The sequence below is a fragment of the uncultured Roseibium sp. genome, from assembly GCF_963675095.2.
Taxonomy (GTDB): domain Bacteria; phylum Pseudomonadota; class Alphaproteobacteria; order Rhizobiales; family Stappiaceae; genus Roseibium.
On record NZ_CAXXSJ010000009.1, the window covers coordinates 45,995 to 59,193 of the forward strand.

The following is a 13,199-nucleotide window of genomic DNA, read 5'->3' on the forward strand; positions in this document are numbered from 1 at the left end:
GGGCGGAGGGTTTTCTGAACTCTCCGCTTCATTTGAATCGACAGACAGGCGGCGAGGCAGTCCGCGTGACCATAAGAAATCTGGAGGGGTTTTTCGCCCCGCAGTCCATCGCCGTCATCGGTCCGTCCCGCCACGATCCGGCGGTCACCGACCATCTGTTGCAAGCCTTGTCCGGGTTCTCCGGCAAGGGACCGGTGCACCTGATCGGCCTCAAGGCCGACAACGGGCTTTCCGGCTTCGACAGTGCGTCCTCGATCGACGACCTGACGGCCGGCCCCGATCTCGCGATTTGCCTCGGCCCTTCGGAGGACATTCCGCAGACGATCGCCGGGCTTGCGGCCCGCGGAACGCGCGCCGTCCTGCTGCTGTCACCCGGGTTCGAGAACTGGCCGGAGGACCTGCTCCAGCGGTGTCGTGAGGCCGCCCGGCCGACGAACCTGCGCCTGATCGGCCCCGGCAGTCTGGGGTTCGCCGTCCCGGCCCTGTCCCTGACCCCGCTCTTGGGAGCCGCAAAGCCGCTTGCCGGAGATATCGCTTTCTTCGCTCGTTCCGGCGCGGTCCTGAACGGAACGCTCTCCTGGGCCGCCAGCCACCAGATCGGGTTCTCCGGCGTGGTGTCGCTCGGCGCGCGCATGGATGTGGATATCGGCGACCTGATCGATTATTTCGCGCAGGACTACCGGACGCGGGCGATCCTGCTGCACCTGGAAAACCTGTCCTCGCCGCGAAAATTCATCTCCGCCGCAAGGGCGGCCGCGCGCAGCAAACCGGTCATCGTTATCCGCTCCGGACGCAGCCTGGAAACCGTCGGCACGGGGCGCACCCATGCCGGGCGGCTGGCCAATCCGGACCTTGTCTACGAGGCCGTCTTCCGCCGCGCCGGTCTGTTGCGTGTCGATGACCTGGACGAGATGTTCGAGGCGGTCGAGACCCTGTCGCGGGTCCGGGTTCCCCATTGCGAATCCCTGGCCGTGGTCGCCAACGGGCGCAGCCTGGCGGCTTTCGCCTCCGACCGCCTGTCGGACCTGGGCGCCAGCCTCGCCCGGCTCGACCCGGAGACCGTCGACGCCATTACTCCCTTCTGCCGGCCCGCACGCAATCCGGAAAGCACGATCGGAGCGAGAGGCAAGGTCGTGCTGAGGGAAGACCTGCCGGCAGAGGATCTCAAATTCACCCTCGACCGGATCCTGCAGGACAAGACCGTCGACGGATTGCTGACGCTGCACTCGGGAACAGCTTTCACCCCGCTCGGCGAGATCGGCAAGGCGATTGCCGAAACGGCCGTCGAAAGCCGCAAACGCACCCGGCGCTCCAAGGCGCTTGTCACCGGACTGATCGGCGGCGACAGCACCATTCGCGCGCCGCTGGATGCAGCCGGGCTTCCCTGTTATTTCAGCTCCGGCGAAGCCGTGCGCAGCATCATGCACCTGGCGCGCGATGCGAGGGCGCGCGACTTCCTCATGGCCGTTCCGCCCAGCATGCCGGCCGACTTCACGCCGGACAAAGCCTCTGCACGGCGCATCGTCGACAAGGCTCTGGCGGAAAACCGGACCTGGCTTTCCCCGGTCGAAGTCTCAGCCGTTCTGGCGGCCTATCAGATCCCCCTGATCGGGACCGAGCTCGCCGCAACGGCGCAGGAGGCGGCCGAGATCGCCCGGCACTTCTTCCGCTCCGCCCGCCACTGCGTCGTCAAGCTGGTCTCTCCCGACCTGCCGTTCAAGTCGCAGATCGACGGGGTTCGGCTCGGCCTGGAAAGTCCGGAAGCCGTCGAAGCGGCCGCACAGCAGCTGCTCGACCAGACCCGGGAGATGTTTCCCGCCGCGAGCATCAGCGGTGTCAGCGTGCATCCCATGCTGGAGGACCGGAACGGCCTGGAACTCTATCTTGGTCTTGCCAATACGCCGGTGTTCGGGCCGCTCATCGTGTTCGGACAGGGGGGAACGATCGTCGAGGAAAGCGGCGATGTCTCGCTCGAACTGCCGCCGCTTGATCTCAAGCTCGCCGACGCCCTGATCGGGCGCATCAGAATCAGCCGGCTGCTCGCGGGAACGCGCGCCCGGCCGCGCCTTGATCGGGAGGCGGTCTCCTTGACGTTGGTCAAGCTGTCCCAGATCTGTGTCGACATTCCGGAAATCCTTGAACTCGACATCAACCCGCTGGTGGCGCGCCAGGACGGGGTGCTTGCGCTTGACGCCCGCATCACGCTCGGCGAGCCGGTGAAACATCGTGGCCGGCTCGGACGGTCCCGGCTGTCGATCGCGCCCTATCCGAGCGAATGGGAACAGACGCTTTCCGTCAAAGACGGACGGTCCGTCTTCGTCAGGCCGATCCGGCCCGACGACGAAGACCTGCTCAAGGCCTTTTTCGAGACGATTTCACCGGAAGACCTGCGGCTGCGCTTCTTCGCGCCTGTCCGCGATTTCAGCCACCGTTTTCTCGCGCAGCTCACCCAGCTCGATTACGCCCGCGCCATGGCGTTTGCCGCGATCGATCCGGAAAGCGGCACCCTCCTCGGCGCCGTCCGATTGCACACGGACCCGGACCACCAGACCGGCGAATATGCCGTCATCGTGCGCTCCGACCTCAAGGGCATCGGCCTTGGTTGGGCCCTGATGCAGCTGATCATCCGCTATGCCAAGGCGGACGGGATCGCCACGATCAAGGGCGAGGTGCTCAGGGAAAACACCTCCATGCTCGCCATGTGCGAAAAGCTCGGCTTCTCGGTCAAGACCTCGCGGGACGACCCCGGCATTGCCGACGTCACCCTACCTGTGACGGGCCTGGACGAAGACCTCGAGGGATAAAACTTACTTTGCTTCGGCTTCGGCGCGGATCTGGCTCAGGGACCGGGCCGGCGTGATCGCTTCCGGATCGAGCTTCAAATGCAGCAACGCCGGTTTGCCGGAGGCCTGCGCCCGCTCGAAGGCCGGGCCGAAGTCTTCCGTCTTTTCGACCGTCTCCGCATGGGCGCCGTAGGACCGGGCAAGGGCGGCGAAATCCGGATTGACCAGCTTGGTCGCCGACGGACGGCGCGGATAGTTGCGCTCCTGATGCATGCGGATCGTCCCATACATGCCGTTATCGATGGCAAGCACGATGATCGCCGCGCCCTCCTGGCAGGCGGTGCCGAATTCCTGCATGGTCATCTGCAGGCAACCGTCGCCGGCAAAGCACACCACCGGACGCTCGGGGAAGGTCAGCTTGGCGGCAACGGCGGCCGGAAGGCCATAGCCCATCGACCCGGAGGTCGGGGCGGCCTGGGTGCCATAGCGGCGGAAGCGGTGGAAGCGATGCAGCCAGGTGGCGTAGTTGCCCGCACCATTGGTGAAGATCGCATCGTCGGGCAGGTTGGCCTCGATCCAGTCCATGACGCCCGACATCTGCAGATCGCCCGGCGTTTGCGGCCGGGCACCGGACCATGCCAGATAATCCTCATGGGCGCTGGCCGCCCCGCCTGCGCCCTTCAGCTCGGTGGGCGGCTGCAACCCTTCGGCTGCCTTGCAGAAGGCAGCAGGGCTTGCATGGATGGCCAGCGTTGGCCGGTAGACCCTACCAAGCTCTTCCGCATCCGGATGAACATGGACCAGCGCCTGGTCCGGCTCGGGAATGTTCAGAAGCGAATAGGACTGGCTCGGCATTTCCGACAGGCGGCCGCCGACGAGCAGGATCAGGTCGGAGGCCTTGATCCGCTCAGTGAGCTTCGGGTTGATGCCGATGCCCACGTCTCCGGCATAATTCGGGTGCAGGTTGTCGAACAGCATCTGTCGGCGGAAGGAACAGGCGACCGGAAGGTCGAAACGCTCTGCGAAACGGGCGAAGGCCGCGACCGCGTCCGCCGTCCAGCGGCTGCCGCCGAGGATCGCGATCGGACGTTCCGCCGCCCAGAGCCGCTTCTGCAGATCGGCCATCAGCGTGAGGCCCGGATGGGTTTCGACCTGGCGCCAGGGTTCCGGCTGTCCGACCGCCGCCGTCTCGACCAGCATGTCTTCCGGCAGGGCAAGCACGACCGGGCCGGGACGGCCGGAGGTCGCCACATGATAGGCTCTTGAAATGAATTCCGGCACCCGGTCCGCGTGATCGATCTCGGCGACCCATTTCGCCATGCCGCCGAACATCTGCCGGTAATCGACTTCCTGGAACGCCTCACGCTCGCGCATGCCGCGCTCGATCTGGCCGATAAACAGGATCATCGGGGTGGAATCCTGGGCGGCCACATGAACGCCGGCGGCCGCGTTGGTCGCGCCGGGTCCGCGGGTCACCATGCAGATGCCCGGCTTGCCGGTGAGCTTGCCGTAGGTGTCGGCCATCATGGCCGCGCCGCCTTCCTGGCGACACACGGTCACGGGAATATCGGCATCGTAGAGAGCGTCCAGAACGGCCAGATAACTTTCGCCGGGAACGCAGAAGACGCGTTCGGCTCCATGAAGCTCCAGCGCCTCGACAAGCAGCTGACCACCGGTTTTCGGAAGATTATTCATAAACGCCTCAAAGTCGAATTCCCCGGCAGGGGAATGCAGATCCGTGGAATGACTACTCGTTATAACGCAAACCGGCACACCGGTGCAGGGCCTCTGCCACGTAATTTGGCAATGACTTCATTCCGCTCCGGAACAAAGCGCCACGGTCTGCCAACCCCGAAAAACAAAGGGCAGCCGCGAATGACTGCCCTTTTCAATTCTCGTCGGTGCCTGAGCGTGCAGGCGATGCCCTCAAGCTGCCGGAATACGCAGGACCTGGCCCGGATAGATCTTGTCCGGATCGGAGAGCATCGGCTTGTTCGCCTCGAAGATCGCCTGATACTTGGCGCCGTTGCCATAGGCCTTTTCAGCCACCTTCCAGAGCGTGTCACCCTTCTCGACCGTGTGGAAGGTCGCTTCCGGCTCGCTCGAGCTGACCGAAATCTCCTCTTCGACCTTCGAGATCCCGAGAACGTTTCCGGCGGCAAGGATCAGCTTTTCGCGTGCTTCCTGCGTCGGCGCCGCGCCGGCGATCTTGACCGTGTCGCCATTGACTTCGACCTTCACGTCGCCGTCCAGACCGAGCTCGGCAACTTCCTTTTCGATGGCTTCAGCACTCGATTCCGGCGCTTCGTCATCACCGAAGAGCTTCTTGCCGGCGTCCTTCACAAAATCAAAGAAACCCATGTCTTTTTCCTTTTAAACATACGCACAAACACCCGCCGACAGATTCGGCAGGCGGCAATTTAACGTTACGGGACCATATTGCAGAATTACGAAGCCATCGGAAGCAGGTTGTCGCCGTCATGCCCAAAATGCCTCAGGCACCAGAACAGGCTTCCGGCGCGGCATGGATACATGATGCGCCGTCGACCTAATGGCCGGGTCCGGCGCCCGTTTCTCCAGCCGCCGCGCCGGTTGGATCCGCCTGCGGATCAGCCTTTGCGCTTCACTTCGATCTTTTTGGTCTTCTCGGTCGTTTCCGCCGGGCGTGGCAGAACAACGGTCAGAACGCCGTTGTCCATATGCGCCTCGACCTTGGCGGCATCCGGCTCGAACGGCAGGGTCAAGACGCGTCGGAATGACCCGTAGCTGCGTTCGCTGACATAACGGTCTTTTTCATCGACGGTCTTTGCGGCGGTCTTTTCGCCCTTGATGGTCAGCGTCCGGTCGGAGACGGAAACGTCGATATCCTTTTCCGCAATCCCGGGCAATTCAGCCGTCAGCTCCAGACCGGTGTCCGTATCGTGGACGTCGATCGCCGGAAAACTGGTCACAGGCGCTCCGGCAGCCGGCAGCTTTCTGCCGAAATCCTGGAACATCCGGTCCATTTCCTTTTGCAGGGACGTAAACGGGTTATCGTCATTTCCCCAAAGCGAAGGCAACAGATTGCTCATTTGAACCACCTTTCCTCACCACATGATTCAAGCTGTCTTGCACTTGGCGGAACTCGAGCGGATCGAGCCCCGACCCTCCTTATTTTTACCCGACAACCGCAGCGTTTCGTTTGACTCACATCAACCTTGAGACGGCGCCACCGCAAATGCGAGACCGAACCGCACAGCCCGATACGACGACGGGGCGCGAATCGCTTCGCGCCCCGTCATCAGAATTCGCGTACCTAAAGGGTCAGACGGGCTGAACCGTCACGACCTGGAACGTATAGAGATCGCCGTCTTCATCCTTGATGGAGACATATTCGCCGGGCTGGAAGGCGTGGGTGCCGAAACGGTAGCCCGCCTCGTCGTCGTCCTCGCCCTCGATGTCGTAGTGGAACGCCCAGGAACCGCCCGGTTTGTGAACCAGATGGCCGATTTCCTCTTCTTCTGCGCCCCAGAATCGGCGCACCCTGCAATGCTCGCGCTCTTTCTTCCACATTCCAGCATCGATATGGCCGGTTTCATCGAGTGGGGCCGTGAATTCATAGCCATGGTGTGCCGAGCCTTGCGGAAACTCCTTGGTCCGGGCCAGATTCAGCCTGATCTTCCTCAAAGCCGGATATTCACTCATGACAGTCCTCCTTGAAATCTTTCTGCCGTGCCACTGTCATAGCAGCTAGAGCGTAAGGCGATAAATACATCATTGAGAAAGATCAAACGCTTGTCAGCGTTCTTGCGGCAGTTTGCCAATCAGGCACACATAAAAGGGAAATCAGGATGAACAAACCGGACACCACCCAGGACCGTGTGTTTGCCTTTCTGGAAAGCCTGAAGCCGGACGATGCCTCCGGACTTGCGACCAAGCGGATCGACACCCACGCCAATACGGTCGTCCTGGTGGGCTCCAAAGCCTACAAGGTCAAACGGGCCGTCCGCTTTCCCTTCCTCGACTATTCCACCCTTGCGCTGCGCAAGGACGCCTGCGAGCGGGAAATCATCTACAATTCCCGCTACGCTGAAAGCCTCTACGTGAAGGCCGTCCCGGTCACGGAGGAAGCAGACGGGTCGCTCGCCCTGGACGGATCGGGGGTGCCGGTCGAATGGGTCGTGGTCATGAACCGGTTTTCCCATGAGGACGAGTTGGACGACCTTGCCGAAGCCGGACCGTTTTCCGATGCGCTCGCCGATGACCTGGCCGTCATGATGGTGACCGCCCATGACAACGCGCCGGAGCGCGCGGCCGACGGGTTCATCGCCGAGCTTCAAAGCTACGTGGAGCAGAACGCCGCCGCCTTGGCCGAACATCCCGAGCTGTTTCCGCCGCAGGAGGCGGCCCATCTGAACGAAAGCGCGCGCCTCTGGCTGGAGCGGATCGTCGACCTGATCCGGACGCGGGGACGGCACGGCCTGATCCGCCTGTGCCACGGCGATGCGCACCTGCGAAATATCGTCCTTCAGGACGGCAAGCCGGTTCTGTTCGACGCCGTCGAGTTTTCCGATGCCATCGCGACCGGTGACGTGCTTTATGACCTCGCCTTTCTTTTGATGGATCTTTGGGAACGCGGGCAGACGCGCGCGGCCAACCGGGTCTTCAACCGCTATTTCGACAAGGCGCGCCGGGAGATCGATATCGAGGGCCTCGCCGCCCTGCCCTTTTACCTGATGATGCGCGCCGCAATCCGGGCCAAAATCGCGGCAAGTGCCGCGCTGAACCAGTCGGACCAGAAAGAACGCAAGCGCCAGGAAGACCAGGCCCGGGCCTACTTCCGCCATGCGCTCGCGTTCCTCGACCCGCGCGAACCGGTGCTGACCGCCATCGGCGGCCTGTCGGGAACAGGCAAGACGACGCTTGCCTATGGCATTGCACCGGAGATCGGCCGGGCTCCCGGCGCGCGGGTGCTGAGAACCGATGTCATGCGCAAGGCCCGCCTCGGGCTGGCGGAGACGGAAAAGGCTCCGGCCGAGGCTTATACGAAGGAAGCCAGCGACGAGGTCTATGCGGCGCTCGACCGGCAAATCCAGTCGGTGCTCGCCGCCGGACATTCGGCAATCTTCGATGCTGTCTTTGCAGATGAAAAAGAACGGTCTCATGTGGCAGCGGTCGCTGCCCGCGTGGAAGCGCAGTTTTGCGGGATATGGCTGTATGCCCCCGAAGCGGTCCTGAAGCAGCGGGTTTCTGCCCGCAAAGCGGATGCATCGGACGCCGACGCCGACGTGGTCTCGCTCCAGCTCCGCTACGATCTCGGCGATCTGACCTGGGCGAGCGTCGATGCCTCGGGCTCCGTCGACGACACGCTGCGGAACGCCCGGCAGGCGCTTCTGCAATGCGGCGTTCTTCAGAACCCGTAAGCGCGCATGGCAGCCGCGGCTCCGACCGCGAAAACCACCGCGATGAATTCCTTGCGGACCCATGCCATTACGGCAGCCGAAATAACCAGGCATAGCATGACGGGGACGCCGCCTTTCAGGGCGATCGGCAGGATGGTGGAGACGATGATTGCGCCGGGTAGCGCTTCCAGCGCGCGGCGGATCCTCGGCGTCAGCGGAATGCGGCCCATGATCCAGTAGCCGCCGGCGCGCATGGCATAGGTCACCAGCGTCATGCCGGTGATGGCGAGCAGGAACATGCCGTCGACGGAAAGGATCCCATCAGTCATCGAGGTATGCCCCCGCGATCGCGCCGGCAACCGCGCCGGTCAGGATGCCCCAGTAGCCACCGACGAGATACCAGGTCGCGATCGCCACTCCGCCGGCCACCGCCCAGCTCACCGTCTGACGCCGTCCCTTCCACAGCGGCACCAGAAGGGCGACGAAAAACGCCGGCATGATGACGTCGAGCCCCCACAGCTTCGGGTCGGAGACCAGGCTGCCAAGGAAGTAGCCGGGCATCACCGCCAGGCTCCAGATGATCCAGGTGAAGATGCCGCTGCCGAGAAAGATCCCCCAGTCGCGTTCGCCTTCATTGTATTGGCGAAGGGCGAGCAGCCAGTTGATGTCGGTGAGCAGGAACAGCGCGGGATAGGTCTGGACGCCCGGCACCTGGCCGAGCCAGGGCCTAAGGCTTGCGCCGATCAGCAGCATGCGCATGTTGACGGCTGCCGTCACGCCGATCATCGCCAGGGCTCCGGCCCAGGTCAGCGGGTCGCCGTAGACTTCCATGGCGACGAACTGGGAGGCGCCGGCATAGACGAAGGAGTTGATCAGGAGCGTCTCGGCGAAGCTCAGCCCCTTCTGCGCGGCAACCGTACCGAAGGCGGCCCCGAAGGCGATCACGCCGGGCAGGATCGGCAGGCACAGCAGGGCCCCGCGCACGCAGCCGGCCATGGTCAGAGAAATCCGTTTTTCGGTCATTCCGCGATCTGTCGAAAGGGGAGCCGGCAGGAGGACCGGCTAGAGAACTTCTACGATGGCCCGCGGGCCAGCCGCGGACCAATGAATTTTTGTGATCCGTCGATTTACGGCGCTACTGGAACGGACGCGTGCAGGTCGCGGCTGGCTTTAAAACAGCACACCATAAATCATGCGCAGACCGGTGAAGCCGAGGAACAGGGCAAAGACCAGCTTCAGCTTCGACGGATCGATCGTATGGGCGATCTTCGCGCCAAGCGGCGCTGCAAAGGTCGACGCCGGAATGATCAGGAGAAAGCCGATCAGGTTGACATAGCCGAAGGAAAACGGCGGCCGGCCGGGTTCGCCCATGCCGAAATAGATCGACATCAGTGTTCCGGGAACGGCGATGATCAGCCCGATCGCCGCGGCGGTGCCGACGGCCTTGCGGATCGGGTAGTTGAACAGCGTCAGCGTCGGCACGCCGAGCGTTCCGCCGCCGATGCCCATCATGACCGAGATGCCGCCGATGATGAAACCCATCAGTTCCTTGAGCGGGGAACCGGGAAGCTTTTCGGCGAGAGCGGATCCGTCCTTGCGGAACAGCATGTTCGCCGAAACGGCCAGCGCCACGACACCGAAGATGAGCGTCAGGGAACCGCCGGAAATGTTACCGGCAAGCGTCGCGCCCGCGATCACACCGAGGCCGATCGCCCACCACCAGCGTTTGAGAAGATCCATGTCGACGCTGCCGCGCTTCCAGTGGGCGCGCGCCGAGGAGGTCCCGGTCGCCAGGATCGTGGCGAGCGAAGTGCCGACCGCCACATGCATCAGCACGGATTGATCAATTTTGAGGGCGGTGAACATGTAATAGAGCACCGGCACGATGACGATGCCGCCGCCCACGCCCAGGAGCCCCGCAACGATCCCGGCCACAAGGCCCGTTGCCAGAAGTGCCGCCGCCAGAAGCGCCAGCTCGAACATGCTGAAGTCAGCCATTTGCGTTCCGATTCACAATTCCAGAAGTTGCGCGCACCATACAGGCGAGACCGGCCTGAACGCCAGCACACAGTACTGTTGCCATTTCAGAACAAAAGGCCGGGAATGATCCGAGGTTGTGGCAAGACGGGTTGCAGCCGGTTTGAATTGCGATGATCTTGCCGGCTACCGCCTTTATCTTCAGGACCACGACCGTCATGCACCATGTCTGAGCCCCGTCTTGCGCTTTACACCTTTAGCCTGTTCGTCGCCCCTTATGAAAGCGAACAGATAAAAGGCTTCCGGGATACGGAACCGCATGTTTTCGAGACGATCGGAAACGCATCCGGGTTTCTCGGCCGGTCCGGATACGAGGATGAGCCAGACATCCCCATGTGGGGAGAGCAGGTGTTCCCGAAATACTGGCAGGACAACGGCGACGGCTGGGCGCCTTCAACGCTGTCACTGTGGGAAAGCATCGAGGCCGCGCTGGCGGCCTGCTATCACGGCCTTCACGCGAAGGCCCTGAAACGCGGACGGGAGTGGAACGTCAAACCGGACGGCTGGCCGAACTACGTGGCGTGGTGGGTGGCCGGCAACCATCGGCCGGACTGGAGCGAAGCCGTCAGCCGCCTGGAACACCTCGGCGACCACGGCCCCTCAGCGACCGCCTTCACTTTCAAGACCATGTTCGGCCCGGACGGACAAGCGGCGCGCATCGACACAGCCGAAGTCAAATGCCTCGCCGCGGAGAACGCGGCAGCGGCGGAGGGATAGTGTTTTTTGAGGAATGGTACAGACGAGTGGATTCGAACCACCGACCTTCGGAGCCACAATCCGACGCTCTAACCAACTGAGCTACGTCTGCAAATATCGAAGTGGCGCGAAACCTATTGGCTTCGAGCTCCCGTTTCAAGGGGGTCTTCTAACCGGCTTTCAGTCTATCCACAAGCGGGAATTTTTTAAAGAGCCCCGGTAATTTTCGACCCGTAGTCAGAAGGAAATGCGCGGCAGCTCCGACCTTACCGGGAAGCGCCATGAACAAAAAAACGCCCCGGCACCTGGGTACCGGGGCGTTTTGTCATTTCAAGCGAAAGAGGCGCCTCAGGCGGCCTTCATGCCCTTGAAGGTCTTCTCGACGGCTTCCTTGACCGGAGCGGTCACGTCGGTGCTCAGCTTGGTCGCGAACTCCTGCATGTCCTTGGTCTGGGTGCTCAGCGTGTCGAACTGCTGACGGGTATAGGTCGACTGCAGTTCGATGGCTTCTGCGAGCGACTTGGCAGCCATCAGGTCCTTCATGAAGGAGAAGGCAGCGTCGGCATTCGCCTTGGCCGCGTCGACAGCCTTGTGGTTGAATTCGACGATGCCCTGACGGGAGGTTTCGAAGGTGTCTTCCATCAGGTCGGTTGCGTCTTCAGCAGCCGTCTTCACCTTGGCATAAGTGTCGCGGGCCTGTTCGATGCTCTTTTCGGTCGCTTCGCGGAAAGCAGACGGAATTTCCATTTTCGGCATGGCAAAAGCCTCGAAGTTCGGGAAAGCGAAGTCCGGTCCGGACTTGCTCGTTTTCGTCGAACGGGTTTTCGGGGCAGCCTTTGCTGCCGTAGTGGTATCAGTCATGATCTCATCTCCTAAATCTTCGGACGCGATCATCTACAATCTCATGTTGCCCGCCGAACGTGTCGTGGCGAGCCCTGTCGTCATCCGCATGCTCAAGATAGGTGATCTCTTGTTGCATTGCAACATATATTGCACTGCACAATTAATTTTTTAGCTGCATCCCACGGGTTTTCGTGTGTGGCGTGCGCTCAAGGAATTGATATGGCGGCTGAATTTTCGATGCCGGATCATCAAAAGTTTTTTGACCGCCCCCCCAAAACGCAAATGCGCCGGCTCGACCGGCGCATTTGATGTTCAATCGGGACTTCGCGAAGCCGTCAGCTCTTCACCGACTTGGCCGCGTCCTGGGCCGCCTTGGTCGCCGTGTCGCTAATATCGCGCGCCTGCTCGCCGAGCGTTTCCATCTGCTTGCGCAGGTAGCCCTGCTGCAACGACATGATTTCTTCCATGTCCTTTGCCCGAACCATCTCCTGGGCAAACTTGAAAGCCGCGTCGACCTGCTCCTCGGCAAAGGAAAGCGCCTTGCGGTTCACATCGGTCGTGCCCGTCTGCACCGCACTGGCGGAATCTTCCACCTTGGAAACGGCCTGCTGGGTGACGTTCATGAAGTCGTCGAAAGCCTTGCGCGCCTGGTCGACGCTCTTTTCGGCGAAATCACGCATCTGCTCGGGAATTTCAAAACCACTCTTACCTGCCGCCATGGATCTGGTCCTCAAAACTCGTGCCCTTGCGAAACGTCCCCCGCCGGAGCGGGAGCATCGCAATTTTTGGTAGCACGGCGCGGCGGCGACGGCAAATCCAACAATGTCAATTAACTACGCCTTCACTCGAGTGCCTTAAGACCGGCACTTGGCGTGGACGCTCCCGGCCTTTAGCGGTATTAACGGGGTGTTTACCACTTGAAAGGTGCGGGGGCTCCTGACCGCCCGCCGATGTCTCTCGAACTCGCGTGGAGTTGAGCCTTGGACAACCAGCTGCAGACCTTCGTAGAGCTCAGCACGCTTCCCGCGATTGCGGAGCTGGCCGGAGACAAACGTGCAGCCTGGGTCTGGTCGGCCGACGGCGCGCGGATTCTCTGGGCGAACGCGGCGGGAGCAGTTTTCTTTTCGGTGCGCGACGTTGCCGGGTTTTCAAGCCTGAGCGGTCTTGCGCGCTCGCCCGCGCGGCCGCACATCGCGCGTATCGCCACCTCCGGTGACACGGAACGGATGAGCATCGACCGGCTCCGGTTCTACCGGGGTCTGCGGGTCCTGCTCCTGACCTGCCAGTGCCAGCGGCTGGTGCTGCCGGACGGACACGACGCGGCCCTGATCGTTTGCGGCGACAAGGGTCTCGCGCTGACCGAACCGCCCTACCCGGCCTTCCTCGATCTGCTGGCAGGACAGGATCGAAGCGCCTTCCTGATCGAAGACAACGGACATGTCAGCGCCCGAAGCGGCGA

General features: G+C 62.3%; 13 protein-coding genes and 1 tRNA gene. 3 read left to right on the forward strand and 11 right to left on the reverse strand.

Annotation, left to right across the window (positions count from 1 at the left end; genetic code table 11):
- The first annotated feature begins 65 nt into the window (after positions 1–65).
- On the forward strand, positions 66–2,804 hold the full coding sequence (locus ABIN98_RS03990) for a GNAT family N-acetyltransferase (RefSeq protein ID WP_346907605.1): 2,739 nt from the start codon (positions 66–68) through the stop codon (positions 2,802–2,804).
- A gap of 3 nt (positions 2,805–2,807) precedes the next feature.
- Here the strand turns inward: ABIN98_RS03990 and ABIN98_RS03995 are convergent, their stop codons facing one another.
- The 4 genes from ABIN98_RS03995 to ABIN98_RS04010 all read right to left on the reverse strand — a co-directional run bounded on the left by ABIN98_RS03995 (position 2,808) and on the right by ABIN98_RS04010 (position 6,467).
- A complete protein-coding gene (locus ABIN98_RS03995) occupies positions 2,808–4,478 on the reverse strand; it encodes a thiamine pyrophosphate-binding protein (protein WP_346907606.1) in 1,671 nt (556 codons plus the stop codon).
- Positions 4,479–4,709: 231 nt separating this feature from the next.
- Positions 4,710–5,144, reverse strand: a complete 435-nt coding sequence (gene lysM, locus ABIN98_RS04000) for a peptidoglycan-binding protein LysM (RefSeq protein WP_346907608.1) — start codon at positions 5,142–5,144, stop codon at positions 4,710–4,712.
- A gap of 248 nt (positions 5,145–5,392) precedes the next feature.
- Positions 5,393–5,854: an Hsp20/alpha crystallin family protein gene (locus ABIN98_RS04005; RefSeq protein WP_346907610.1), complete on the reverse strand. Its 462-nt coding sequence runs from the start codon at positions 5,852–5,854 to the stop codon at positions 5,393–5,395.
- Between the two features lie 232 nt (positions 5,855–6,086).
- A complete protein-coding gene (locus tag ABIN98_RS04010) occupies positions 6,087–6,467 on the reverse strand; it encodes a hypothetical protein (RefSeq protein ID WP_346907612.1) in 381 nt (126 codons plus the stop codon).
- 146 nt (positions 6,468–6,613) lie between these two features.
- Between ABIN98_RS04010 and ABIN98_RS04015 the strand changes: the two genes are divergently transcribed.
- A complete protein-coding gene (locus ABIN98_RS04015) occupies positions 6,614–8,185 on the forward strand; it encodes an AAA family ATPase (protein WP_346907613.1) in 1,572 nt (523 codons plus the stop codon).
- On the opposite strand, the gene ABIN98_RS04020 is transcribed toward ABIN98_RS04015, so the two are convergent.
- The 3 genes from ABIN98_RS04020 to ABIN98_RS04030 all read right to left on the reverse strand — a co-directional run bounded on the left by ABIN98_RS04020 (position 8,173) and on the right by ABIN98_RS04030 (position 10,162).
- Positions 8,173–8,493: an AzlD domain-containing protein gene (locus ABIN98_RS04020; RefSeq protein WP_346907615.1), complete on the reverse strand. Its 321-nt coding sequence runs from the start codon at positions 8,491–8,493 to the stop codon at positions 8,173–8,175. The two genes, ABIN98_RS04015 and ABIN98_RS04020, sit on opposite strands and share 13 nt — an antisense overlap.
- Positions 8,486–9,187, reverse strand: a complete 702-nt coding sequence (locus tag ABIN98_RS04025; protein WP_346907617.1) for an AzlC family ABC transporter permease — start codon at positions 9,185–9,187, stop codon at positions 8,486–8,488. Before ABIN98_RS04025 ends, ABIN98_RS04020 begins: the two co-directional genes overlap by 8 nt.
- Positions 9,188–9,334: 147 nt before the next feature.
- A complete protein-coding gene (locus tag ABIN98_RS04030; RefSeq protein ID WP_346907619.1) occupies positions 9,335–10,162 on the reverse strand; it encodes a sulfite exporter TauE/SafE family protein in 828 nt (275 codons plus the stop codon).
- Positions 10,163–10,366: 204 nt separating this feature from the next.
- Here ABIN98_RS04030 and ABIN98_RS04035 point away from each other — a divergent pair, with 204 nt between their 5' ends.
- Positions 10,367–10,918, forward strand: coding sequence for a DUF3291 domain-containing protein (locus ABIN98_RS04035; RefSeq protein WP_346907620.1), 552 nt, complete (start codon positions 10,367–10,369; stop codon positions 10,916–10,918).
- Between the two features lie 14 nt (positions 10,919–10,932).
- Here the strand turns inward: ABIN98_RS04035 and ABIN98_RS04040 are convergent.
- The 4 genes from ABIN98_RS04040 to ABIN98_RS04055 form a co-directional block, all read right to left on the reverse strand.
- Positions 10,933–11,009 (reverse strand) — tRNA-His (locus ABIN98_RS04040).
- A gap of 236 nt (positions 11,010–11,245) precedes the next feature.
- Positions 11,246–11,758 carry a phasin gene (locus ABIN98_RS04045; protein ID WP_346907622.1) on the reverse strand — a complete coding sequence of 171 codons (513 nt, stop codon included), beginning with the start codon at positions 11,756–11,758 and terminating at the stop codon, positions 11,246–11,248.
- 317 nt (positions 11,759–12,075) lie between these two features.
- A complete protein-coding gene (locus ABIN98_RS04050) occupies positions 12,076–12,459 on the reverse strand; it encodes a phasin (protein WP_346907624.1) in 384 nt (127 codons plus the stop codon).
- A gap of 429 nt (positions 12,460–12,888) precedes the next feature.
- The gene (locus ABIN98_RS04055) at positions 12,889–13,179 is read right to left on the reverse strand and encodes a hypothetical protein (RefSeq protein WP_394701420.1); all 291 of its coding nucleotides are present in this window, start codon (positions 13,177–13,179) and stop codon (positions 12,889–12,891) included.
- Positions 13,180–13,199: the final 20 nt, after the last annotated feature.

Excerpts from the sequence above, each read along its gene's own strand:
- ABIN98_RS04030 (WP_346907619.1), bottom strand. The coding sequence starts at position 10,162 with ATGGCTGACTTCAGCATGTTCGAGCTGGCGCTTCTGGCGGCGGCACTT.
- ABIN98_RS04050 (WP_346907624.1), bottom strand. The coding sequence starts at position 12,459 with ATGGCGGCAGGTAAGAGTGGTTTTGAAATTCCCGAGCAGATGCGTGAT.
- ABIN98_RS04055 (WP_394701420.1), bottom strand. The coding sequence starts at position 13,179 with ATGTCCGTTGTCTTCGATCAGGAAGGCGCTTCGATCCTGTCCTGCCAG.
- lysM (WP_346907608.1), bottom strand. The coding sequence starts at position 5,144 with ATGGGTTTCTTTGATTTTGTGAAGGACGCCGGCAAGAAGCTCTTCGGT.
- ABIN98_RS04035 (WP_346907620.1), top strand. The coding sequence starts at position 10,367 with ATGTCTGAGCCCCGTCTTGCGCTTTACACCTTTAGCCTGTTCGTCGCC.
- ABIN98_RS03995 (WP_346907606.1), bottom strand. The coding sequence starts at position 4,478 with ATGAATAATCTTCCGAAAACCGGTGGTCAGCTGCTTGTCGAGGCGCTG.
- ABIN98_RS04045 (WP_346907622.1), bottom strand. The coding sequence starts at position 11,758 with ATGACTGATACCACTACGGCAGCAAAGGCTGCCCCGAAAACCCGTTCG.
- ABIN98_RS04015 (WP_346907613.1), top strand. The coding sequence starts at position 6,614 with ATGAACAAACCGGACACCACCCAGGACCGTGTGTTTGCCTTTCTGGAA.
- ABIN98_RS04010 (WP_346907612.1), bottom strand. The coding sequence starts at position 6,467 with ATGAGTGAATATCCGGCTTTGAGGAAGATCAGGCTGAATCTGGCCCGG.
- ABIN98_RS04025 (WP_346907617.1), bottom strand. The coding sequence starts at position 9,187 with ATGACCGAAAAACGGATTTCTCTGACCATGGCCGGCTGCGTGCGCGGG.
- ABIN98_RS04020 (WP_346907615.1), bottom strand. The coding sequence starts at position 8,493 with ATGACTGATGGGATCCTTTCCGTCGACGGCATGTTCCTGCTCGCCATC.
- ABIN98_RS04005 (WP_346907610.1), bottom strand. The coding sequence starts at position 5,854 with ATGAGCAATCTGTTGCCTTCGCTTTGGGGAAATGACGATAACCCGTTT.